The 23,170-nt window shown below is 48.3% G+C and carries 19 protein-coding genes; 10 read left to right on the top strand and 9 right to left on the bottom strand.

What is annotated here, in order from left to right; translation table 11 throughout:
• Positions 1 to 150 precede the first annotated feature (150 nt).
• Both AC5JLB_RS30320 and AC5JLB_RS30315 read left to right on the top strand, forming a co-directional pair.
• Complete coding sequence (locus tag AC5JLB_RS30320) at positions 151 to 990, top strand: hypothetical protein (RefSeq protein WP_495877538.1); 840 nt, start codon at positions 151 to 153, stop codon at positions 988 to 990.
• Positions 917 to 1,648, top strand: a complete 732-nt coding sequence (locus tag AC5JLB_RS30315; RefSeq protein ID WP_495877537.1) for a YdcF family protein — start codon at positions 917 to 919, stop codon at positions 1,646 to 1,648. Before AC5JLB_RS30320 ends, AC5JLB_RS30315 begins: the two co-directional genes overlap by 74 nt.
• On the opposite strand, the gene AC5JLB_RS30310 is transcribed toward AC5JLB_RS30315, so the two are convergent.
• Both AC5JLB_RS30310 and AC5JLB_RS30305 read right to left on the bottom strand, forming a co-directional pair.
• Positions 1,614 to 2,501 (bottom strand): fructosamine kinase family protein, encoded by an 888-nt coding sequence (locus AC5JLB_RS30310; RefSeq protein WP_495877536.1) that lies wholly within the window; start codon positions 2,499 to 2,501, stop codon positions 1,614 to 1,616. The two genes, AC5JLB_RS30315 and AC5JLB_RS30310, sit on opposite strands and share 35 nt — an antisense overlap.
• Before the next feature lie 20 nt (positions 2,502 to 2,521).
• Positions 2,522 to 3,805 (bottom strand): M16 family metallopeptidase, encoded by a 1,284-nt coding sequence (locus AC5JLB_RS30305; protein ID WP_495877535.1) that lies wholly within the window; start codon positions 3,803 to 3,805, stop codon positions 2,522 to 2,524.
• Between the two features lie 708 nt (positions 3,806 to 4,513).
• Between AC5JLB_RS30305 and AC5JLB_RS30300 the strand changes: the two genes are divergently transcribed.
• A complete protein-coding gene (locus AC5JLB_RS30300; RefSeq protein WP_495877534.1) occupies positions 4,514 to 4,753 on the top strand; it encodes a CP12 domain-containing protein in 240 nt (79 codons plus the stop codon).
• Between the two features lie 101 nt (positions 4,754 to 4,854).
• Here AC5JLB_RS30300 and AC5JLB_RS30295 read toward each other — a convergent pair whose 3' ends face one another.
• Together AC5JLB_RS30295 and AC5JLB_RS30290 are read right to left on the bottom strand one after the other, a co-directional pair.
• The gene (locus AC5JLB_RS30295; protein WP_495877533.1) at positions 4,855 to 5,487 is read right to left on the bottom strand and encodes a Vat family streptogramin A O-acetyltransferase; all 633 of its coding nucleotides are present in this window, start codon (positions 5,485 to 5,487) and stop codon (positions 4,855 to 4,857) included.
• A 383-nt stretch (positions 5,488 to 5,870) separates the two neighbouring features.
• Positions 5,871 to 7,076, bottom strand: a complete 1,206-nt coding sequence (locus AC5JLB_RS30290; RefSeq protein WP_495877532.1) for a DNA methyltransferase — start codon at positions 7,074 to 7,076, stop codon at positions 5,871 to 5,873.
• Between AC5JLB_RS30290 and AC5JLB_RS30285 the strand changes: the two genes are divergently transcribed.
• The 3 genes from AC5JLB_RS30285 to AC5JLB_RS30275 all read left to right on the top strand — a co-directional run bounded on the left by AC5JLB_RS30285 (position 7,067) and on the right by AC5JLB_RS30275 (position 15,819).
• Complete coding sequence (locus AC5JLB_RS30285; protein ID WP_495877531.1) at positions 7,067 to 7,270, top strand: hypothetical protein; 204 nt, start codon at positions 7,067 to 7,069, stop codon at positions 7,268 to 7,270. The genes AC5JLB_RS30290 and AC5JLB_RS30285 overlap by 10 nt on opposite strands.
• 559 nt (positions 7,271 to 7,829) lie before the next feature.
• Complete coding sequence (locus tag AC5JLB_RS30280; RefSeq protein ID WP_495877530.1) at positions 7,830 to 10,367, top strand: DUF3536 domain-containing protein; 2,538 nt, start codon at positions 7,830 to 7,832, stop codon at positions 10,365 to 10,367.
• A 442-nt stretch (positions 10,368 to 10,809) separates the two neighbouring features.
• Positions 10,810 to 15,819 (top strand): glycerophosphodiester phosphodiesterase family protein, encoded by a 5,010-nt coding sequence (locus tag AC5JLB_RS30275; RefSeq protein WP_495877529.1) that lies wholly within the window; start codon positions 10,810 to 10,812, stop codon positions 15,817 to 15,819.
• A gap of 164 nt (positions 15,820 to 15,983) precedes the next feature.
• On the opposite strand, the gene AC5JLB_RS30270 is transcribed toward AC5JLB_RS30275, so the two are convergent.
• Both AC5JLB_RS30270 and AC5JLB_RS30265 read right to left on the bottom strand, forming a co-directional pair.
• Positions 15,984 to 16,292, bottom strand: coding sequence for a DUF3181 family protein (locus tag AC5JLB_RS30270; RefSeq protein WP_495877528.1), 309 nt, complete (start codon positions 16,290 to 16,292; stop codon positions 15,984 to 15,986).
• 127 nt (positions 16,293 to 16,419) lie between these two features.
• Positions 16,420 to 16,671: a 2TM domain-containing protein gene (locus tag AC5JLB_RS30265; RefSeq protein ID WP_495877527.1), complete on the bottom strand. Its 252-nt coding sequence runs from the start codon at positions 16,669 to 16,671 to the stop codon at positions 16,420 to 16,422.
• A 197-nt stretch (positions 16,672 to 16,868) separates the two neighbouring features.
• Here AC5JLB_RS30265 and AC5JLB_RS30260 point away from each other — a divergent pair, with 197 nt between their 5' ends.
• Positions 16,869 to 17,399: a hypothetical protein gene (locus tag AC5JLB_RS30260; RefSeq protein ID WP_495877526.1), complete on the top strand. Its 531-nt coding sequence runs from the start codon at positions 16,869 to 16,871 to the stop codon at positions 17,397 to 17,399.
• 189 nt (positions 17,400 to 17,588) lie between these two features.
• On the opposite strand, the gene AC5JLB_RS30255 is transcribed toward AC5JLB_RS30260, so the two are convergent.
• On the bottom strand, positions 17,589 to 18,410 hold the full coding sequence (locus AC5JLB_RS30255) for a hypothetical protein (RefSeq protein WP_495877525.1): 822 nt from the start codon (positions 18,408 to 18,410) through the stop codon (positions 17,589 to 17,591).
• A 68-nt stretch (positions 18,411 to 18,478) separates the two neighbouring features.
• Here AC5JLB_RS30255 and ribD point away from each other — a divergent pair, with 68 nt between their 5' ends.
• Positions 18,479 to 19,585 carry a bifunctional diaminohydroxyphosphoribosylaminopyrimidine deaminase/5-amino-6-(5-phosphoribosylamino)uracil reductase RibD gene (gene ribD, locus AC5JLB_RS30250; protein ID WP_495877524.1) on the top strand — a complete coding sequence of 369 codons (1,107 nt, stop codon included), beginning with the start codon at positions 18,479 to 18,481 and terminating at the stop codon, positions 19,583 to 19,585.
• 48 nt (positions 19,586 to 19,633) lie between these two features.
• Here ribD and AC5JLB_RS30245 read toward each other — a convergent pair whose 3' ends face one another.
• Both AC5JLB_RS30245 and AC5JLB_RS30240 read right to left on the bottom strand, forming a co-directional pair.
• On the bottom strand, positions 19,634 to 19,858 hold the full coding sequence (locus tag AC5JLB_RS30245) for a hypothetical protein (protein ID WP_495877523.1): 225 nt from the start codon (positions 19,856 to 19,858) through the stop codon (positions 19,634 to 19,636).
• Between the two features lie 249 nt (positions 19,859 to 20,107).
• A complete protein-coding gene (locus AC5JLB_RS30240; protein ID WP_495877522.1) occupies positions 20,108 to 21,064 on the bottom strand; it encodes an Npun_F2552 family protein in 957 nt (318 codons plus the stop codon).
• A 191-nt stretch (positions 21,065 to 21,255) separates the two neighbouring features.
• Between AC5JLB_RS30240 and AC5JLB_RS30235 the strand changes: the two genes are divergently transcribed.
• Complete coding sequence (locus AC5JLB_RS30235) at positions 21,256 to 21,636, top strand: response regulator transcription factor (RefSeq protein WP_495877521.1); 381 nt, start codon at positions 21,256 to 21,258, stop codon at positions 21,634 to 21,636.
• A complete protein-coding gene (locus AC5JLB_RS30230) occupies positions 21,633 to 23,051 on the top strand; it encodes a sensor histidine kinase (protein WP_495877520.1) in 1,419 nt (472 codons plus the stop codon). Before AC5JLB_RS30235 ends, AC5JLB_RS30230 begins: the two co-directional genes overlap by 4 nt.
• Positions 23,052 to 23,170: the final 119 nt, after the last annotated feature.

Below are 23,170 nucleotides of genomic sequence, written 5' to 3'. Positions count from 1 at the left end.
TTACAAAGTGTCTTGGCTGCAAGAGTAATGTAGCTCAATCTGACGCAAATCGCACACGGTGATTGCAGTCTTCACAACAATTGCATCAAATCCGGGCATATTAATCAGAATATTTGCCTCATTTAATTCAATTTGTTGCGAGGTTGCCCTGTGGAGTTTAGTGTTAGGCCGTCTGTTCTTACCGCTGTCAAAGCTGGGATCACCATTGGGTTGCAGGCTGCGATCGCCCTGGCTGCGATCGCGGGGATCATTTCTATGCAACGCACACAGCTTCAAAAACCGTCACTTTGGGTCGAAAATCCGACGCAAGCGCAAAAACAGGAATCGCTGCGGTTAGACCTATTGAGCAAAGCGCCGAGCTTCGGGTTTGACAATCTGATCGCAGACTGGGCGTTTCTCAACTTTTTGCAGTACTACGGAGATGAAGAGGCGCGATCGCAGACGGACTATTCTCTTAGCCCAAAGTATTTTGATATTGTCACACAGCGCGACCCGCGTTTTGCCGACACCTATCTCTTCCTATCGGGCACAGTTTCTCATCAGATCGGACAACCTGAACAAGCCTTGACTCTGATGCAACGCGGAATGAAGGCGCTATCGCCGCAAATTACCCCAAAGGCGTTCGTCGTTTGGCGATTTGCCGCCCTCGATCAACTGTTGCTGTTAGGAGATGTTCCAGGAGCGATTCAGTCTTTAGAAATGGCCGCTGACTGGAGCGCTAAGACGCAGGAATATCGAAATCTTGCCCCTGTTTTTGCGGGGTCAGCGACGTTCTTAAAGACAGATCCAGACAGCAAGCTGATTCGCTTTCAGGCATGGGCGGCTGTGTACATGCAAGCCGGAGCAATGGGCGATCTCAAAACTCAGGCGCGAGCAAAACAAGAAATTTTAGCGCTGGGAGGAGTGGAAAAAGTTGATGAAAAAGGACGACCGATCTTCACGCTTCCCCAAGCGGCTCAGACTCCGAAAAAGCAGACTGAAACGCCTTAGACTGCTTCCTGCGCTAGGGACGGGATTACTGCTCTGGTTTGCCTCAGTTTGGCTCTCGCTTTGGTTGGCGGCTTCACATCCTGTAGATGTGGTATTGGTATTGGGCGGCAGCGTTCAGCGAGAGATCGCCGCCGCGCACATAGCAAAGCAATCACCCACAACGCCGATTTTAATTTCTCAAGGTTCTCTTGAGCCTTGCATTCGCTCCATATTTGAGCAGGCTGAAGCGCCAATGGAACAGATCTGGCTAGAGAAGTGTGCCCAATCGACGTTTGACAATTTCTGCTTTAGTATTCCAACCCTCCGCCAGTGGAAAGCTCGTCATGTAAAACTAATTACCTCTAAAACCCATCTGCCAAGAGCAATGTGGTTAGCGCAAATTCTGCTCGGCTCTCATAGGATTTGGGTAGAATCTGCGATCGCGCCAGAACCAGGCATTCCTGGTAATCGAGAATTTGCTTGGAAGACAGGATTAGATGTCGGTCGGAGTTTAGTTTGGGCGTTGGTGAGCCAGGTTTATTCGCCAAACTGCCCAAATATGGTTCGGCTCAGTGACGTTAATTCGAGCGATTGGTCACAGCAAGGGTATAGCTGTGAGCGTCAAGGGCGGCGCTCAAGCGAACCTAACCGTTTAAGATCTGCTCCATCATTCGATTAGCTTGAGCGGCGTACCCGCCTCCAAACAAGTTGTAATGATTGAGGACATGGTAGAGATTATAGAGAATCTTCCGTTGCTGATATCCCGCATCTACCGGAAAAACCTCGTTATAGCCTGCATAAAACTCCGATGGAAATCCCCCAAATAGTTCTGTCATGGCGAGGTCAACTTCGCGATCGCCCCAATAGGTCGCCGGATCAAAAATCGTAGGTTGCCCTGACGCTGTAACTGCCGCATTCCCTGACCATAAATCTCCGTGGACCAACGAAGGGTTGGGCTGGTGTTGGGCCAGCAGTTTTGGAATGAAAGCAAGTAAGCGGTCTTGCTTGGGAAACCGTCCGCCTCGCTTATTGGCAAGCTGGATCTGATAGCCAATGCGATGCTGGGTAAAAAATTCACTCCAATCCGATGTCCAGGGATTGAGCTGAGGCGTAGACCCGATCGTGTTGTCTCGCTCCCATCCAAACGTGATCGCCGTTTGAACCTGATGAAGCTGGGCGAGTTGCCGTCCCATATCTGTCCAGGCTTGGCTACTACCTCGACCCAAATCCAACCATTCTTGCACCAGATAAGCCGAACCCTCTGCCACTCCCCAGCAGATGGGTTGGGGGACTAAAATTGTCTGCGTCTCCCGCATCTGCTGCAAACCAAGCGCCTCCGCCTCAAACATCGCAACCTGATCGGCTCGATTGAGTTTTACAAAGAACGCCCGATTGGTGCCAAGCTCGGAAGGATTGCCATCAGAAACGCGATAACCTCGATTGATGCAGCCTCCTATGACAGAACTGCGATCGCGAGCTTCAAACAAGCGTCCGGTTGCTTGAGAAATTTGAGCGTCAATGGAAGACCACATGACAAGACCACACGACGGAATTATTCACCGGGTTTGATAATAACGATGCCGTAAGCGTCAGTTGGGAGGTACTGTTGAGCGGCAGCCTGAAGATCAGCGGCGGAGAGGGATTGAATATAGGCGGAGTAGCTGAAGGCGGGTTCTAAATCGCCGACCAAGGTTTGGTAGTAGCCGTATAAACCCGCGCGATCACTGGGCGTTTCATTGCCAAACGTAAAGTGATTGGCAACTTGAGTTTGAACGCGAGACATCTCGGCTTCGGTCACGCGACCGGATTGTAGCTGTTCGATGTGAGATACGATCGCGGCTTCTACAGCATCAACATTTTCTACGGGCAACTGCGCTGATACCGCGAAAACGCCCTGGTGCAGGTAGGTCATATTACTGACCGACACGTTAGAGACTAATCCCCGCTCTTCGCGTAAGTCTTTTACCAATCGAGCCGTTCTGCCATGACCTAGCACACTGGTGAAAACGTCTAGCTCGTAGGTATTTTGTAAGTCCGTCAAGCCCGGAACTCGCCATAGCAGCATCAATCGAGCTTGCTTGAGAGTTGGGTCGGTGTACTCTTGGCGAACGATCTCAGTGAAAGACGTTTCAGCAGAGGGAGAGGAAATGTAAGGTGTGGGGCGAGAGGTGGAGGGCGCAAGTTGAGTGAAGCTATCTTCAATGATTTGGATCAAGCGATCGACGGGCAGATTGCCAACGGCTACAGCCGTCATGGACTGGGGCTGATACCAAGTGGAGTGAAAATCTCGCATCTGTTGCGGAACGAGTTGTTCGATCACCGAAGTAGGACCCAAAACCTGGCGGCGATAGGGCAGTCGCTCAAATGCCAATTCTGCCATCCGCTGATAGGTGCGACGGCGCGGATTATCCTCAGAGCGGCGAATCTCTTCTAAGACCACTGATCGTTCTCGCTCAAACCCATCATCTGGAATGCTGGCATTGAGTAACACATCCAGTTGAAGCGGCGCTAACTCGGCAAAATCTTGGGGAGCCGTTGTGATGTAGTAATGCGTATAGTCTTGGCTCGTCGCGGCATTCGTGACTGCGCCGCGTTGCTCGATTTTCTGCTCAAACTCTCCGCTCTCAAGGCGCTGAGTTCCTTTGAAAATCATGTGTTCTAAAAAGTGAGCCATGCCGTTGATTGGAGCAGACTCGATCGCAGAGCCGACGTTAAGCCACATATTGAGGTTGACGGCATCGACGGGGATCTGTTCGGCAATGATCGTTAAGCCATTCGACAAACGATGCACTGTAGGAGAGTTTAGTTTCGGAGATTTAACTAGAATCGAAGTCATGTCTCGCCCAATATCAGCGTTTGCTTAGTCCATCTTACTCCGTAGTAAAACTTAAAACTTCTTTTAGAAGATCTTTCATGAATAGCGAAGAATTCCCTCTTCTGGATCTATCAACTCGTTGCTACCAAATTATTCAATAGCATTGTAATTATTCATCTAATCATTACTTCATTAAGGGATATTAAGGATTAAAAAAGATTAAGGGAAACGCCAATAACTACTCAAGCCAGTGCGATCGCTCTTGCAATCTAAATTTAAGTGCGGCTCAATATCGATCGGCGATTTTGAAGAATTAGGTGGCGCGACTACTCAGAATTCGGTGATCTCTTAAGAATCTACCAAAAGGAGGAGTAGCACCGAAGTGAACGGAGATGTTAAGTTTTGCGTCTCTAAAAAACAGGGGTGTGAAGGACACCAAGGATGGGGATCGTAAGCGCTCCTTCAAGGCTTGGATAGCTTGCCCTGTGCAGTCTGCGCTTCTAGCGGTAGTTGCTCTGGAGTTTTACGTGCCCCCATTTTGATCCGTTGAAATGGCTGTTCTATCTTAGTTGTTAAAATCTGTCGCTAGAGCCACTAGGATTTTAAGGCTCAGCGCTAAAGTGAAATTAAACATTTAAGTAGCTTAAACAGAGAAGAACGCTATTTTGCATCTGAATTCCTACATCTGAATGTAGAGCGTTCTGAAGAACATAAAACGAGGTAATTCTAATGACTCAATCAAAAGCAAATGCTCAGCCAATGGAGCAGCAGTTAGATCAGTTAATCGATCAGGCACATGATGCCTGCAAAACGAGCGGTGACGTTTCCAGTGAGTGTGCGGCAGCTTGGGATGCAGTAGAAGAGGTGCAAGCGGCTATGTCAGATAAGCGCGGTCGCCAGAAGACTGAATTTCAAAACTACTGTGATGAGAATCCAGATGCGTCAGAATGCCGTATCTATGATGTCTAGAGAATAGAATTTAATTCCGCTGTGCCCTTTTCGTTTTTGGCGAAGAGGGCAGTTTTCTTTTGAAGAAATATGAGTTATTGAAAAACTGAATTTACGAAAAACTACACGCATTGTCTCAACGCTTCGATATCAGCGCTAACAATTTTTTCTAAATTTCTCGTAATTTTTTCAATATCCCAATTCCACCAAGCCATTTCTAGCAAAACAGCAATTGTTTCGTCGGAAAACCGTTTTCGTAAAGGACAAGCTGGATTTCCGCCCACGATCGTATAAGGCGGGACGCTCTTAGTGACGACAGATTTTGCAGCTACGATCGCACCATCCCCGATGCTAATGCCAGGCATGATCACGGCTCGGTATCCAATCCAAACATCATTTCCAATTTCAGTGTCGCCCTTAAACGGTAATTCACTTAGTTGTGGCATTACCCGTTCCCAACCATTGCCAAAGATCTGAAATGGATATGTTGAGAACCCAGACATCTTGTGATTCGCGCCATTCATAATGAACGTCACGCCTGTTGCCAACGCACAGAATTTACCGATAATCAATTTGTCGCCGATGAATGGATAGTGGTAGAGGACATTGCGCTCAAAATTTTCGGAGTCTTCCGGATCATCGTAGTAAGTGTAGTCTCCGATGATGATGTTTGGGTTAGAGACAACGGTGTTGATAAAACAAATTTGAGGAAATCCCGGCATCGGATGCGGATTTTTTGGATCGGGATGTTGCATTAACTTTGATAGTTGAGGGATGTCTTCGACCCGCTTCGTCACGAAGGATGAAACCGTTCTGATTGTTTTTTCATCCCTCGTTCCTAGTTTGACAAAGCACTAGTTCAGTCGCGATCGTAGCAATTGCAAAAGCTGAACATTGCTCTAAATTGTTTACCCCAACGTGAATTCGGGATAAGACGAGATGTGCTAGAGCGGGTTGGGTGGCGTTGCCACAATTCGGGGGACTTCCCCCCGCGCCCCCGCTCGTCAGGAGACGGAAGCCGTCCCCCGACACCCCCTCGCTAAGGGAAATGAAAGGGGACGGGTCGAGAAGCGAGGCCGGGTTGGAGCGTGGCTTTGGCACTGATGGCTTAACCCGAATTGACGTTACCCTAGGTTATTTACAACGGCTTGTCACTGAAGTGATACTTTACTGGAAATTTGCCCGTCCACCGCAGCAGGACAACTTCTTCTCGCAGTTGCTCCTTGGTGGCGGTCGCTAGACGAGTGCGAAATAAATCGATCGCTTCTACTTCGTAGCCTAACGCTTCAGCAAGGTCTGCAATCAGTTGCCCCGTGCGGATCATTACGCGCAGATAGGAGGCTTGATCCCCGACCACATACGCCAATCGCGCTCCTGGACGCAAAGCATGGCGCAAATCGGCTAAATGCTTTGCCATGCCACCAAAATATAACTTTGTAGCTTGAGCATAAACGCGCTCAAATCCACTCGTTTTCCCTTGTTCTAGACGCCGCGCATCAATTTCACGCGCAATCCGCTGAATTTCGGGATGATGTACTACCCACTGATCATCGTCATCAGATGTGTAAACGTTGCGGCTGTTCGATCGCATCAATCCCCGCTTTAAGGTCTGAAGATCCGATTTGTTTTTGAGAAATCCTAGTAGAACTGATTCTAGCCGCGTTGTGCGAGTGTAATCTTTCTCATTGGGATAGGGCGGAGAGGTGATTACCGCATCAATCGAGGCGGGTTCTAAAACCGTTAACAGTTGGCGAGAGTCGGCATGATGAATGGTCGCAGGGGTAGGAGGCAACTGCTGGAGGTGAGGCAAATCATTCGCAATTTCGCGCACGGCTTCTAGCCACGCCTCTACAACAGGCGCATCTGCTTTGGCTTTACCAATGCTGACTTCAGGCGCAAACCGAATATTGCTGATCGAAAACACGATCGCTTTGGCTAAGGCAAGTTGCTGATGGCGAGAAGGCGATGACGGTTGAAGTTGGTCGAGCAAAATCAGCGTTTTGTGAAGCGGTAGCGGACTAATGGAGTTTTTCAACAGCAATTTCTGACTTTCTTCGGGCAACGTCCGCAGCACTTGCTCCTCTTGAATCTGCACTTGTGCGATCGCGCCAATCTGCTGAGCGTGCTGAAGTAGCGCTTCGGGATCAGGTGTCCAGTCGAGCTTGACGCAACTCGCAAACCAGGCCATTCGATTGGCCTCAACCCCAACCGTGGGAATGCCGTTTTTCTTGCACTCGACGACCGTTGTTCCGGTTCCACAAAAGGGATCAAGCACCGTCTGATCGGGTGTAATTCCAAACTTCTCTAAGTACTGCTGCACGAGGTGAGGCGGAAATGACAGCACAAAGCGATACCAGTCGTGAGCCGCTCGATCTTCCTCGCGTAACTGATTGGCATCCGACTTACGTCGCTCAATGTTTAAGTTTGGAATTAGCGGCTGAAAGTACTGCAACGGGATCAGAACAGATGGCAATGGCATTCTATTCGAGCGATCGCGCCAATGCAAGCACGGCAACAGAACTTGCCGTTGACAGGTAGGGATGAATTCAGTTTGACTTCTTAGTTCATCCTTCTCGCAAAGCGGGTCGAAGGTTCTCTTCCGTGCGAAGCGTTGCCGCAGGCATCTCTCATCCCTTTCCTCATGGCGTACCAGAGCATAGAGAGAAATTGCAAAGTGTAGCGAAATCGTAAATTTGGTCTACAAAAGTTCAAACGCTTCTAACTGAATGCATTTTGCGATTCAATGAAAGTTAGTGATAAACCCAGTGTGGTGAATCGCTTAGCAATATTGTTCATGATTCCAATCACATCAGATGCGATCGCAATCTAACTCAGGACGTGGATTAGATGATCAATAAGTTACGCTTTGAGTTAGATTGTGATTTTCTTGAGCTTCACTAAACTGTTCACACTAACAGCTACGTAACCGTTGCGAAGGCATTGTCGAAGAATTGGACTTACTAATAATTAGAGCTTAAAGCTTAGAGTCTGAAACTAATAAGCATTCTATGTTAGGCTCTGAGACTTGCAGAATTTAAAAAGCTTTAGCCCCAGCGTTGCCGTTCAGAAGCTCTCATAATCTTTTGGTCTTACTTCCATGACATTAACTCCTGATGCGCCCTCTCAATTATCTTCTTCAGAAATCGCTGAAGCAGCGATGATTCAAGCCTTTAACCCTCCGGGGATCGCTTCCCCTCAGACGACAACGGGAGTCTACATCACTGTTCACGGACACTTCTATCAGCCGCCTCGCGAGAATCCTTATTTAGATGCGATCGAGCGTCAACCCAGTGCGGCTCCCTTTCATAATTGGAATGAGCGAATTCATCACGAATGTTACCGCCCCAATGCATTTGCGCGAGTTCTCAACGATCGCGGCGAAGTCGTGGGGATCGTCAATAACTATGAGTATCTCAGCTTTAATATTGGCCCAACTTTGATGAGTTGGATTGAGCGTCACGATGTGGAAGTGTATCAACGTATCGTTGATGCCGATCGCAAAAGCTGCGATCGCTTAAATGGACACGGCAATGCGATCGCTCAAGCTTACAATCACATGATCCTGCCGCTTGCCAATGCGCGAGACAAGCACACTCAAATTCGATGGGGCAAAGAGGACTTCAAATCTCACTTTGGGCGCGATCCCGAAGGCATGTGGCTAGCCGAAACTGCTGTTGATTACGCAACGCTAGAAGCGCTGGTTGCAGAAGGAATCAAGTTCATTGTTCTCGCGCCTTCTCAAGCGCAGCGCTGCCGCCCTCTAGCCCAAGCAGACTGGCACGAAGTCGGCGGCAGTCAAATTGATCCCACTCGTCCCTATCGCTGCTTTTTGCCCAACCACGATTCTGATTCCCCCGCTCCGTTTATCGATATCTTCTTCTACGACGGCCCAATTTCCCGCGACATGGGATTTGATCAGGCACTCAGCAGTTCCCACCATCTGGCAGGGCGTTTAGGGCAAGCCGTGCGCGGGGATCACCGCCCGTCGCAACTGATTTCAGTGGCAACGGATGGGGAAACGTTTGGACATCATAAAGGCGGCACGGAGAAATGTTTGGCGTATGCCTTTGTCGGCGAGTTTCCTGATCGCGGTTGGACAGTGACTAACTTTGCCCATTACCTCAGCCTGACGCCGCCTGAATGGGAAGTCGAACTCAAGTCTGTTACCGCTTGGAGTTGTGCTCACGGTGTCGATCGCTGGCAGGATGACTGTGGCTGCGGGGGTGGTGGACTGTGGAATCAAAAGTGGCGTCGCCCCCTGCGGGATGCCTTGGACTGGCTGCGGGATCAGATGGTCAAAGTCTATGAAGAGGTGGGCGGAAAGCTATTTTCTGACCCGTGGCTGGCGCGGGATGAATACATTCAAGTGGTGCGATCGCGCACGCCTGCCATTGTTCAAAAATTTCTCGCTCAGCATCAGTCTCACCGACTGAACGCGTCAGAGCGGCTCGATGCGTTGCGATTGCTCGAAATGCAGCGTCATGCCATGCTGATGTACACAAGCTGCGGCTGGTTCTTTGAAGAACTGTCTCGACCAGAAGGCACTCAAATTCTCCGCTATGCCGCTCGTGCGCTAGAACTAGCGGGTGACGTGGCGGGCGTGCAGCTTGAGAAAGGCTTTATCAAACGCTTAGCCCTTGCGCCCAGTAATGTTGACTGCTTTAAAACGGGAGCAGAAGTCTATCGGCAATTGGTGATCCCGGCTCAGATTAGTTTTGAGCAAGTCGCGGCTCACTATGCGATTAGCTCTTTATTCGCGACCTACAGCCGAGAAGAGCGAGTGTACTGCTACACTGCAAACCAACTGGATTACCAACTGCATCGGATGGGATCGATGAGCTTGGCGATCGGGCAACTCCAACTCACCTCAGAGATCACTCGCGAAACAGAACATCTCGTGTTTGCGGTGCTGCATCTCAGTGGCTGGGATTTTCATTGCTGCATTCAGCCGTTCTCTGGGCGACGACAGTATACGCAATTAAAAGAAAATCTGTCTGAAGCGCTGAGTCAAGGAAGTGCCGCTAAAACGATTCTGACGATGAATCGGTACTTTAACGATCGCTCTTACAGTCTGCAAGATCTGTTTGCAGAAGAGCGGCATCGAATCATGCAATTATTGAGTCAGGAAACCCTGACACGGCTCGATCAGCTTTACACGCAGGTATATCGCGATAACTATGGCGTTCTAATTGCTTTTCACCGGGATGAACTGCCTGTGCCACGAGAGTTGCAGGTGGCGGCAGAAATTGCGTTAGGACATCGACTTTTGGTGACGCTGCGATCACTAGAACACGATCCAAATTCCCATGATTTGGTTGAGCTTGACGCGATCGCGACCGAGGCAAGTCACTTACGTTGTCAGCTTCACCTTCCTGAAGCACGGCAGATTCTAGAGCGCACAATAGCGCGATCGCTGCAAACTCTCCTATACGACCCGGAACCTTCAGACCTCCAAATTCAATTTTTGGGAAAACTGATTGATTTGAGTCAGCAATTAAATTTGGGTGTTTCGTTGGAGCGATCGCAGGAGTTATACCTTCAGTGGTTACATCATGTTGCGATCGAACGCCAATCTGCCAGTCGCCTGTTATTGGATTTAGCTCATAAGCTTGCGATCAACGTTTCGATCAATTAATTTGTGTCTTCATTGCTGATAGACACAAGCGGATGAATTGGATAAGCGATCAGTAAGTCACTGCATCAGCTTCCGATTCATCCGTTTTTAATGTGGCTCTAATTTGGAGTGAGATTTAGTAGAAACGTTGAGAACTTAATTTAGTCAAGTCTTAACCTAGCATTAGCTAATTCATTAACTTAATAGACTACTGTTCAATGTGTGTTTAAGCAATGAGCGTTGATTCGTTTGTCAAACAATTTGTTCAATTGGTGACTAACCTTTTATTCGTATTTCGATTTTTAAAGAATACGTTTTGGGTTTAGATAGCCATTGCATTGGTTAATTCTAACCATTCAACTTGATGTTGCATACAAAAAATAAAAATAATCTCAATTTGATTCGCTTTACATTGCTTTAACTGTGTGTGCAGTCAACTTTCGAGTCTTTTGAGGGTCAACGAGTGTTCATAGATAGCTTTTTAATTGGAACATCTGCTTCTTCGAGTAATGGTGGTTTGACGACTAACATCGAGCAATCTCGCCGATCTCAGATCGATCTACAAGCCGCGCCTCAGTCGTTGCAAGCAAGTAGCGCAAACGGCAGCCCAAATGCAGCCCTGACTTCTAACGCCAGTGGCACGGCAGCGTATACGACCTATCAAATGGGCGATACGCTTTATTTTCATGTGGCTGATCTTGTTCGTTCTACCCTTGGACTTCCCGCCTCTGACGGCTCAGGTGGACAGAAAACCTTCGCGGTTTCTGGAGGAAACACCGTTGCGATCGTAAACTTCGGCGGCATCGGTTCTAAACTCGAAGAAGATCGGATCGCGTTGCCAGAGAATGTGAAATTTGAGCAACTCTCGATCGTGTCAGGCACAGGTGAAAACGCTAGCGATACCCTGGTGAAATTAACAGACACGGGGTCAGTTTTAGCGCTTCTCAAGGGCATTAAACCGACTGCGATCGATGAGGTAAATTTCGTTCGTCTAGACAGCAACAATCAAGTCATTCCAGACGTGAAAACAGAGTTGGTGAAACGCTCTGTGCTGCCCGCTAACACCTTCGCAACGGGCGCAACCTCTGGGCAATTTCTCGCCCTTAACAATGACGGCAGCGTGAGTACAGTCAACTCGAATGGAATTCCTGTTCCGTTTAGCGCTCCTGACGGTCAACCTGTGCAAGGCTTCTCTGCGGTGCTGCCCGGTGCGAAAGCCGGAACCTACTTGGTGCTAGCTGACAATGGCTACGGCTCGAAAGCCAATTCTGCTGATGCGTTGCTGCGCTTTTATGCCGTTGAGCCAAATTTTGAAACTGGGGGTGTTTCTCCGGTCAATCTAAAAACGGGAGACAAGTTAGAGGGCTTTACTGCCGATAGTTTTGTTCAACTCAATGACAAGAATGGAGTTCTCAAAGGCGTTCAACCAATTGTTGCGGATCTAGAAACCTACCCTAACAGCGACAAGATCCAACCGGGTGGAATCCCAGTTGATCCGAGCATTAAGCAAAACCGATTGCTAACCGGAGCCGACTTTGATCTAGAGTCGTTCCGTCGCGCTGCGGATGGAACCTACTGGTTTGGTGAAGAATTCGGTCCATTCCTGCTGCACACCGATGCTAAAGGAACGCTGCTCGAAGCGCCTATTGCGACCCCCAATCCGTCTAAGCTCAATACGCTGAACGGACAAGATCCGCTTGTAATCGGACATCGGGGCGCGAGTGGTTATCGCCCTGAACACACGCTGGAAGCTTATCGATATGCGATCGAGCTAGGCGCTGACTTTGTTGAACCAGACGTAGTATCCACCAAAGACGGTGTGCTGATCGCTCGTCATGAAGTCAACATCAAAGACACAACCGATGTTGCAGACCATCCCGAATTTGCCGATCGCTTCACCACGAAAACGATCGATGGCAAAGACGAAAGCGGCTGGTTTGCCGACGACTTCACGCTGGCAGAAATCAAAACTCTGCGAGCAAAAGAGCGGTTAGCGTTCCGAGATCAATCGTTCAACGGTCAGTTTGAAATTCCGACGTTGCAAGAAATCATCGACTTTGTGAAAACTGTCGAAGCGACAACAGGCAAAAAGATTGGCATCTACCCCGAAACCAAGCATCCCACCTATCACGCTGAAAAAGGGTTGGCGCTAGAAGAACCGTTGGTAAAAATTCTAAAAGACAACAATTTCACCGATCCCAGTCGCGTCTTTATTCAATCCTTTGAAGTTGGCAATCTAAAGAAGCTGAACGGCTTGATTGATGTACCGCTCGTTCAGTTGATGGACGCTGCCGACACGGCTTTAGATGGTTCGCTGATCGAGGTACAACCTTACGATTTTGTTGCAAACGGTGACTCGCGCACGTATAAAGATCTGCGATCGCCCGAAGGATTGGCAGAAGTAGCGACTTACGCTGATGGCATTGGCCCCTGGAAGCGCATGATTGTCTCGGTTAAAGGGACAGATGCGAATGGCGATGGCAAAGCCGATGATGTCGATGGGAATGGTTCTGTCGATGATGCGGATAAGACGCTCACTACTCCAACAACGCTGGTACAAGACGCGCACAACGCGGGTCTGCTCGTTCATCCTTACACCTTCCGCAACGAACCGCGTTATCTAGCATCAGATTACAAGGGCGATCCAGAAAAAGAGATTCGTCAATTTATTGAACTCGGAGTAGACGGCTACTTCACTGATTTTTCAGACACGGGCGATCGCACAAAAGCTTACGAGACGCAAGATTTTGTGCGATCGCCCGATAACCCCGCATTTGCCAGTCTCTCTGAAGCCGATAAGATAAAGGCAGCGAATCTGGCTCGGTCTAGAGGCTTTGAGGGCATGGCGAGCAGTCCCGATGGCTCTAAGCTCTACACTCTGCTAGAAGGGGCAACGACCACCGATTCAAATCCGAATCGCTTGTTTATTTCTGAATTCGATACCAATACTAAAAAATATACTGGCAACGTTTACGCCTACCGTTTGAACGCTCCCAATCATGCGATCGGGGATATGACGGCAATCAACGATCATGAGTTCATCGTGATCGAACGGGATAATGGTCAGGGTGATGCAAGTGATCCGGCAGTCACAAATCCAGCCCGCTCGAAGAAGCTTTACAAAATCGATATCAATGAGCGCGATCGCGAGGGCTTTGTCAAGAAAGAATTGCTGGCAGATCTGCTCAACATTGCCGATCCAAGTGAAATCGGAGGCGATGGAACTAAGAATGGGGTGTTTACATTTCCCTTCGTCACCATCGAAGATGTGTTGATTGTTGATCCTCAAACGCTGTTGATTGCAAACGACAACAACTATCCATTCAGCGTCGGTCGCAAACCAGGACAAGCCGATAACAGCGAGTTCATTCAGATTAAGTTGGATCAGTCGCTCGACCTAGTGTTGCCTACTCCCACTCCTAAACCCAAAGTAATTGTGATTTCTCTCGATGGTGCGACGCCTCGCCTTGTGAATCAGTACTTAGAGTCAGGAGTTTTGAAGCAGGATGAAGGCTTAGGGCTACTCAAGAATAAAGGCGTTTCTGCCGATCGCAACGAAACGATTACACCTTCGCTCACGGCCCCAAGTCACATCGCGATCGCAACGGGTTCTAATGCCGCCAACAATGACATCAACGCCAATAGTTTCCACTTAGTTGCAAGTCCATTTACCCAAAACATTAGTGGATTTGGCGCACCGATTGGCGGTTACACTTTCGATGTGCATGGAGCTACCGAAGGTGCTGAGCCAACGGCTGAACCGCTTTGGATTAACTTACGAAATAATGGTAAGAAAGTTGTCGCGGCAACATTTCCGGGTGCAGATGGCGTCGATGTCAAAATTCCGGGATTGCCGGATGGTCCGATCGTCCAACCCGCTAGCGATCGTACCGTCGATTACACCGTTCCCTTTGGCGCGTTTGCAGGCGTCGGAGCGCAAGGCTTTAACTTAACAGCAGCCGATTTTGCAACGGCTAGCGATCGCACTGTTTCGCAGCTTTCAAGCGCAGGAAAAACGGTCTACAGTTCGGTGCTGCAAACGAAAAATTCGTTTGATACATTCACAGTGGGTGGCGTTAACTACGACATTCAAGCTGCCGCCCTAGACACCACAAACGACAACAAAGTTGACTATGACACGCTGGTCTTCTTCGATGCTACGTTAGGAGTCCAATCGGGTCCGTTTAGCCTCCCGTCAACGGGTCCGGCTTATGTGAAAGCGGGGAGCAAAACGTCCAATCCGTTTTACCTAGAAGGTAGCTCTAATCAGGCGGGAACGGCGTTCTATGTCAGCAATTTTGCTCCTGACCTTTCAACTGTCCGGTTTGCTCGCTACTCTGCCAACTTCATTCCTGCCACCCCAGCTGTGCAAGCGAATGTAGACGACATCAACAACAATGTTGGCTTCTGGGCACCTCAACCCGACTTCCGAATTCCGCAGAAGCTTAGTCCCGGCTTTAATGCGTTCTCTGACGCCGAGTTAGAAGCGATTTACGACGATCAAGTTCAAAGTTTTGTCGATTATCAAACTCGCGTTGCACTGCGATCGATTACTCAAAACCCTGATGCCGATTTAGTTTTGACTTACATTGAGCAACCCGATGGTTCGCAGCATCAGTTCTTAATTAGCGATCCTCGTCAGGCAACCAATCCCCTTGATCCAACCTCGATTGGAACTGGACAAGACAAGGCAAAGATCGAGCGCTACAACTCTTATGTAGAAACGGCTTACAAGGCGGCTGATGCAGCGGTTCAAAAAATTATCGAAACGGTGGGAGTTGATGGTAATGGTGTTCCCAACAGCGACATCATTGTTGTTTCCGATCACGGGTTCGCTCCGTTCTACACGTCCGTTAACTTGAATAACTTTCTCAAAAGTCAGGGCTTTGACTCGAACAAAGTCCGCGCGGTCACATCTGGTCCGGCGGTTAATGTTTACTTCAACCTGCAAGGGCGTGAACCCAACGGAACCGTAAGTCGCGAAGAATATGTGACCTTGCAGAAGCAGGTAACAGAGGCCCTCAAAAACTTTGTAGACACCAACCCGAAGTATGTTGATGGAACAAGACCTGTGTTTGACAAAATCTACGATCGGCCCCTTCCGACTGACCTAACCGATCCATCGTTTGGTCGAGCAACCAGTGAGTTTATCGGACAGGACTCTGGGGATGTGTTTGCATTGCTGATCGAAGGCTATAACTTCGATGGGACTCAAACTCCGGTTGTGCAACGCTTGGGAGATGCTCCAACCCAAGCTCCCGTGTTCTCAGTGCCCAGCTTTTATGGCGCTCACGGGTACGACCCAACATCGCCTAACATGAGCGCGATTTTCTACGCGGCTGGACCTACTTTTAGTAACGGGACACTTTCTCAGGTGAGAAATATCGATATTGCCCCCACAATCTCGAAGATTCTAGGCGTAGAGTCAGCTCCAACCGTGCAAGGAAAGCCAATTGATACTCCCAAACAGTAAAGGCAATTTTTGCCACTTTAGAAGATTGCAATTCTTCCAGTAAAGCAGGATAAGCAAACAGACGCACTATGGTGAGTAGTGCGTCTGTTTCTGCAATTACAAGACGGTACGATCGCTACATCTAGAAAGCATGAGTTAGCTATATCTAAACGTCGAGATGTATCTTACAGTTTGCGCTGAAACTCTTCGAGGGTGTCCATCAAGTTGACCTGACATTGCATCGGCAGCAAATCCGTTAGTGGAACCTCGCGTTTACCACCACCAAGTTTCACGGGAATGCCATTCAGAACGGTTAGCACCTGATCTTCCTCAATCGCCTGTCCGTTAGAAATCATCGGAAACAGCTTTTCAGCTAGAACCGTGTGCAGATGAGCATCAGAAAGGTAAAGATGCCACTTGGCAATATCCATATAAACGTTTTCACCAATCTCGGCTGCCAAGGTTTCGATTGCTTCAGAAGAACTTATAGCCATAGGAGTTTTAAACGGTAAGTTTACAAGTTGTCCAGCATTCGTAGATCTAGCAAGAGCAACTACCCAACAATTACTCTATCTTGATGAATAGAACTCCTATCTATTGGCTGGTTTTGGTGTGCGTTGCTTAGGAGTTGCTGGGTTCTGAGTAGTCTGCGATCGCAAAGATATAAATTCCATGCGCCACCAGCACGGCCAGCCAAGTGCCCGTCATCCAAATTGTCCACGTCCAATCTGGATGCTGCGCTAGTCGGAAGAACCACGCTCCAGAATTACAGGCGCTAAACAGCGCAACATGAGTGGCAAACGTCATGCGATCGTCAAGGCGACGGAAGTCAGGATCTTTGCGATCGGGAATGCGAGACCAACGGGGAGGCATGGGGATCTATAGATAACGAACACTTCCATTGTAGAGGATGAAAAATAAGGGAAGGTTTTGGCCCGCTTCACCAGGAGGAATGCCTCTTCAAACCCCCATACCCAAAAAAATATTAAATTCCTCCCATTAGCTCTAGGTATTCCTATGTCAAGGGTTTAGAATTCAAACAGAAACCGCCATTCTCCCTACCTTCTCCTGTGTCAGTCAATCGCTTCTTGAATAAAGCTGGTCTAGTGCGCCGACAGACTCATCTTGCCGTCTTGGTATTTCCTGATGAGAGTTCTGCATTCCAGGCGTATCGTTTGCTTCATTATCATGGGGTTTCCCCAGAGCATCTCGCGATCGTGGGTGAGGGCTACAGTAATCCTGAACGTGTCGAGTTGCTCAAACCTATGCAGATTGCTGCACGCAAAGCGCGATCGCTGGGCTTGATTGCAGGTATGCTTGGCTCAATCATTGGCGTGGCTCTCTTCGTCGCTATGACGTTTCAAAGTGTAGGTTTATCAGGAATTCAATCCATGCTGCTGATTCCAGCGTGCGGCTTGGTGAGTGGATTTACTGGGGCAGTGCTGGGCGGGCTATTTGGGTTGTTTGGAGAAGGCACAACGGCCAGTATCTATCGTCATCATGTCGATCGCGGTCAATATCTCCTGATGATTGAAGGATCGGAGGGAATCGTACGCTGGGGACAGGAGGTACTAAGCCACTATTCAACGTCCCGGCTGTAGCGCACTCTTGCTACACTTCTAAATCTTACAGGTAGAACTAGACGGATAGAATTTGACTATTAAACTAGCAACTCCATTCAGTTGCTGCTAGTGGCTTTTTGCCCTCAACTATCCTTATATGGTCGACGGGTACTGGATTGTTAGGCAGAGCTTTGTCTACACAGCTGATAAAACTTAGCCCTACGTTTTTCAAGATTTCAGCTTGCAACGTTTTACAAAATAGTCTTCAGTTACGTCAACAAAGTGATAAACGTGTTTAATCCAATCACCTAACTGATTCCACTTCACCTGAATTTTCTCACTAACTGCTACACCACAGTCCGGATGACGACGAACAAAATCAGGCGTGGAAATTCCAGCTGAATGTACAATCAGATGCCTGATACCCCAAAGAGTTTCCATTTCTTCTGTAAGTTCTGAGCTATACCCACGAGCGCCCATCTTCGTAAGGGTGTAAATCCAATATTTCGGGCCTCCCTCATTGATAAACTTTCTAGCCCATTTGTATCTTAGACCTTGAAGTAATCCTTCTAATGATGAAGCGTTTGTCATTTCAGAATATGAAGCAGACATTTCAGATTTTTTCATAAGTGAAGGGTCAGTACTGGCGGCATAGACAAGCACATCCAAGAGATAGGTCTCAACGATGGTGACTATCAACACTGGTATCCACTCTACTCCTACACTGAACCCGGAGAGATGCGCATTCATCATCTCTGTATAATTTGAGATTTCTTCATTGATCTCTGCTATATGACCTGCTGTCAAATTGGGCTTCTTTGCTCCACTGCTAGTCTCTTCTGGATTTAACTCTTGTTCTAGATCATTGGGTGCAGAGAGAATGGTTTTGATTTTTGATAAATTAGCTTTTGGTGTGACTCCTTGAAATCCCCGCCCCATAAACTCAATGAAGTGCATCAATCTATCCGTATTGAAGTCGAAGCTTGCATAAGCTGGTGTGTGCGGCACTGAATTGATTGAATCGGTATCAATCGGTTCAATATTAATCATGAGAGTTTAATCTAGAATCAAGCTGCTCTAGTGGAATGTTATCAACTTCTGTACTGCTACTCCATACTATGACTTCTCTGCCTAACGTTGATTTGAGCATGATGCAGCGCTGCCTAAAATTGGCACGCCTCGCCTTAGGACGCACGGCTCCAAATCCGATGGTGGGCTGCGTCATTGTTCAAAATGGCGAAATTGTGGGAGAAGGCTTTCATCCGAAAGCAGGCGAGCCTCATGCGGAAGTGTTTGCCCTGAGACAGGCCCGCGATCGCGCTTTGGGTGCAACGCTTTACGTCAATCTAGAGCCGTGCAGCCACTATGGACGCACACCGCCCTGTGCTGACGCTACGATCGCGGCGGGAATCCAGCGAGTTGTGATCGGCATGGTAGACCCCAACCCTCAAGTAGCAGGTCAAGGCATTGCTAAACTGCAAGCGGCAGGAATTGATGTCACGGTTGGCGTTGAAGAAAAAGATTGTCAGACCTTGAATGAAGCCTTTGTCCATCGGATTGTACAGGGTCGCCCATTTGGTATTCTCAAATACGCAATGACAATTGATGGAAAGATTGCGACGACAACGGGACACAGCTACTGGGTGACAGGAAAAGCAGCCAGACATCAGGTGCATCAGTTGAGATCGGCGTGTGATGCGATCGTTGTTGGTGGCAATACTGTTCGTCAAGACAATCCGTTTCTAACGACTCACGGCGTTGCGCCTCACAATCCATTGCGCGTTGTGATGAGCCGAGTCCTTGACCTGCCCACGATCGCCAATCTTTGGCAGACAACTGTCGCTCCAACTGTTGTATTCACCAGCCCTGATGCCGATTTAGAAACGCAGAAAAAGCTGGTCGATCAAGGCGTAGAGGTGATCGTGCTGGAGGCGTTAACACCTGCTGCAGTGATGAGGCAGTTATACGATCGCGGGCTGAATATGGTTCTGTGGGAGTGCGGCGGAACCTTAGCGGCGCGAGCGATCGCAGACCAGTGTGTTCAAAAAGTTTGGGCGTTCATTGCTCCCAAAATTATTGGCGGAAATCATACTCCGTCCCCAGTTGGAGAGTTAGGCTTAACCGAAATGACGCAAGCCTTGTCCCTAACGCAAGTCACCACTGAAGCAGTCGGTGAGGATTTCTTAATACAAGGGTATTTGGCGGATCAATACAGAGCAATATGAAGGTGTGAGACGTGGGAAGTAAGACAATCCGCAATGTTAAGTGGAGATTTAGAGATTGGCAGCAATGCGATCGTAAGCTAAATCGCGAATCAGCGAGAGTTTGGCGTGAATATATTTAGACAAAATATTGGTTTCCTCGGCATTGAGAGACTGCTTATCTCCAAACTGATGCAGTAACCATTGCACTAGACTCGAATCGTCCAGATTAACTAGAGAAGCCGCTTGTGCTGTTTCGACAAGCGACCAGAGTTGGCGAATCATTAAAGGAGGCATAGAGGGTTGCACTTAGTTCTAAGGTTGAGCGTTGTCTGCTCTCACCATACTGAACCTTGTAGCCTCTAGGCCGATATCACATAAGATGACACAAGAGTTACGAGAAGCTTAATGAATAGATCCAAAACTTGACGCAAACTCAGGAGGCGTTCTAGAAGGATTGGAAGCTAAGGCTTGAGCATTAATTTTTATAAGCTTAAAAGAAATAATTGATATAGCCTTAATTCGTAATATTTCCTTCAGATTTCTCTAACGGTAGGCTGATATCGGTTCTTTAATGAAGCGAATATACAAGTGCCTAAAGGTAGATTTAAGCACACGCGGCGCACCAAAGTCGATAGGCATGATTGTTTCAGGCAGTTTCCAGTCTGCGATCGCTAGATCTTCTGGGCGTGAATGCAGAAATTCAATCTCGTCTAGCTCAGGACACAACCCAAGTTGACCACTGGCGACGATCGTGGGAATTGAGGTTGGATCGACTTGGAGAATTTCAACAACAGCGCGATCGAGGGCAAATACATTCGCTGAAGCGCCCAAGATACCGAGTTCTCTCGGTTCCCCTCCACTCGGACCGTTGCCCTCATGTCCGATAATCCCGTCGAGAATTGTTAGATCTGGATCAATGGTCCGAGCGGTTTCAACTAGCATTCTGCCAAAGCGCTCTCGGTCTTTGCCCGCTTCCATATGCCACCAAGCTTTCATTTTGCCCGGAACGCAGCCAAACAGATTTTTAGTGCCCAGCGTTACCGTTAACTGCATGTGAGATTTCACTTTGGGCAGATTAATCACAACATCTGCCTCCATTGCTTCTTTGGAGAGCAGTAAATGATTGAAGTCGTCGCTCACGGTTTCATAGCGTTTGCCCTTCATCTCGACAATCGGCAAATCCAATTCTTCGATTAGGGGAAGATAACCGTTTGCTTTAGCGACTCCGAAAGCAGATCCAAACGCGGGACTGTCTGCCAGAAATGGCTTTCCGCCTGCTTCTTGTACCATTTGTGCAACGCAATGCACGACTTCAGGACGGGTAACGCATTCTTTGGTGGGTCGCCCTCCAGTGAGCAGATTGGGTTTAAGTAAGACGCGATCGCCCGGTTTAACAAACGCGGCGATTCCTCCCATTGGCTCTAGCAACGTTTCGAGTGAGCGGCGCAGTGGAATGCGATCGTAGGAGGTCGCACGAAGCAGACTAACAGCAGGATTCATACAAACAGATCTGAATTTTCTTTTCCTTAATGTACCTGCAATTCTGTCTCAGCAGAACGCTCTACCAGCTCTATTTGTTCTGTATCGAAATCTAAATTGTGTTCTGTATCGAAATATAACTCCCTCTGAAGAAAGATGATTTGCTAATTTGCTGACGAGGTATCCTTACAAAGAAGCAATTTTGTTGAACCATGCCTCAGATCTTACTTGTAGACGACGAAGCACCCCTGCGCGAGAGCCTCACTTATACCCTGCGAAAAGAAGGCTTTGAAGTCGTGACGGCGGACAGTGGGTTGAGTGCAATTAAGCAATTTCATAAGCAGGTGCCCGATATCATTCTGCTGGATCTGATGCTGCCAGAAGCGGATGGCATGGAAGTTTGTTGGCGGATTCGAGCATTTTCTAACGTCCCGATCGTGATGCTCACGGCTAAAGACCAAGATATGGACAAAGTGCGCGGCTTAGAAGCAGGGGCAGATGATTACATTACAAAGCCGTTCAATACCCGTGAACTGGTAGCCCGCATTAGAACAGTGTTGCGTCGCCATGCCAATACTATGTCTGAGTCATGAAGTCACCAATGCGTCCCATTCGTCTGAAGTGGGGTTCGATTCACGCAAAGCTGTTAGCGACCTACATTTTTCTGGTTGTACTTGGCACTTCGCTGATGGCTGGATACATCCTCTGGTCGTTTTATGTCTATTTCATGCAAGTGCGCCAAACCGAATTAGATAACTGGTCTTCGGCTTTAAGCGAAAGTGTTGCTGATGCTATGGAAGAACAGGATCTGCAACAAATTCGCAGGTTGACAGAACGCTATGGCGCACCAGATACAATTACACTGCGCGTGCTTGATGCCCAAGGACAGTTGCTTGCTACATCTGCCTTGGCAACGGACCGACTCGTCACAAATTGGTATGAGGTTCCAGGTATTCAAGAGGCGTTGCAGAATCGTTCCGCCCAGGGAATCGCGAAAGGAGTTCTGACCGCTGACGATCGCTTATATATTGCCCGACCCATTACTCGCAACGGCAAGGTCTTGGGGATTTTGCGAATGTCCGTGACATTGAGGCAGTTCCAGCGTCAATTTATGGGTGTTATCTGGGCAGTGCTGATAACCCTGCTGTTCACCATTTTGCTGTGTGCCCTAATTAGTCAGCGCTTGGCTCGTAGCCTCTCCGCTCCAATTGAGACGATGCGAAACTTCGCCATCCGCTTAGGAGGTGGGCAATTTGGCGATCGCCTCACGATCGCTCAGAAGGATGAATTAGGTCAGTTAGCGATCGAATTGAACCGAATGAGTGAACGATTGGCCTCGCTCGATCAAGAACGAAGAGCGTTTCTGGCAAACGTTTCTCACGAATTACGGACTCCAATTAGTAATGTTCAAGTTACGGTAGAAGCCCTCAAAAGCGGTGCCGTAGAGGACCCTGAACTGCGCGATCGCTTCTTTGAAACGATCGAGAGTGAAACTAAGCGGTTGTCCCGTTTGATTCACGATTTGTTGGATCTGGGTCGGCTAGAAGCGGGGGTCAGCTACTTAGAGCGGCAAATTATATCACTACAAGGGTTAATTGATCGGGCGGTCAACGCTATGGCTCCGCGTATGCAGGCGCATCCTGTCACTGCGATCGTGAATGTCACAGATGTGCAATTACAGGGTGATTCTGAGCGACTGCTGCAAGCGCTCCTCAACATTTTAGACAACGCTATCAAACACTCTAAGCCAAACACTCAGCTCTTCATTAGGGGACATCGGCAAGGAAAACAAGCAGAAATCACAATTCAGGATCAAGGAACGGGAATTAATGAACGAGATTTACCTAGAGTTTTTGAGCAGTTTTACACCACTGATCCATCGCGTAGTAGTGGCACGGGACTGGGATTAGCGATCGCTAAACGCATTGTAGAGGCGCATAGTGGCAGCATAACAGTAAGTAGTGTCGTAGGACAGGGAGCAACGTTTACCATTTGCTTGCCTGTTTAAAGTTCAACAAATGTCGTTCAACAACAAATGTCTATGCAAGAACGCCACCAAGATTGAATTCTTGTATTAACTTAAGTTGCTAGTTAGAAGCGGCAGGGGAAGCAAAGCAAATAAAATCT

This window comes from Myxacorys chilensis (assembly GCF_059505265.1).
The sequence above is the reverse complement of the archived record's forward strand: the minus strand, read 5'-3'. Positions and strand labels throughout refer to the sequence as shown.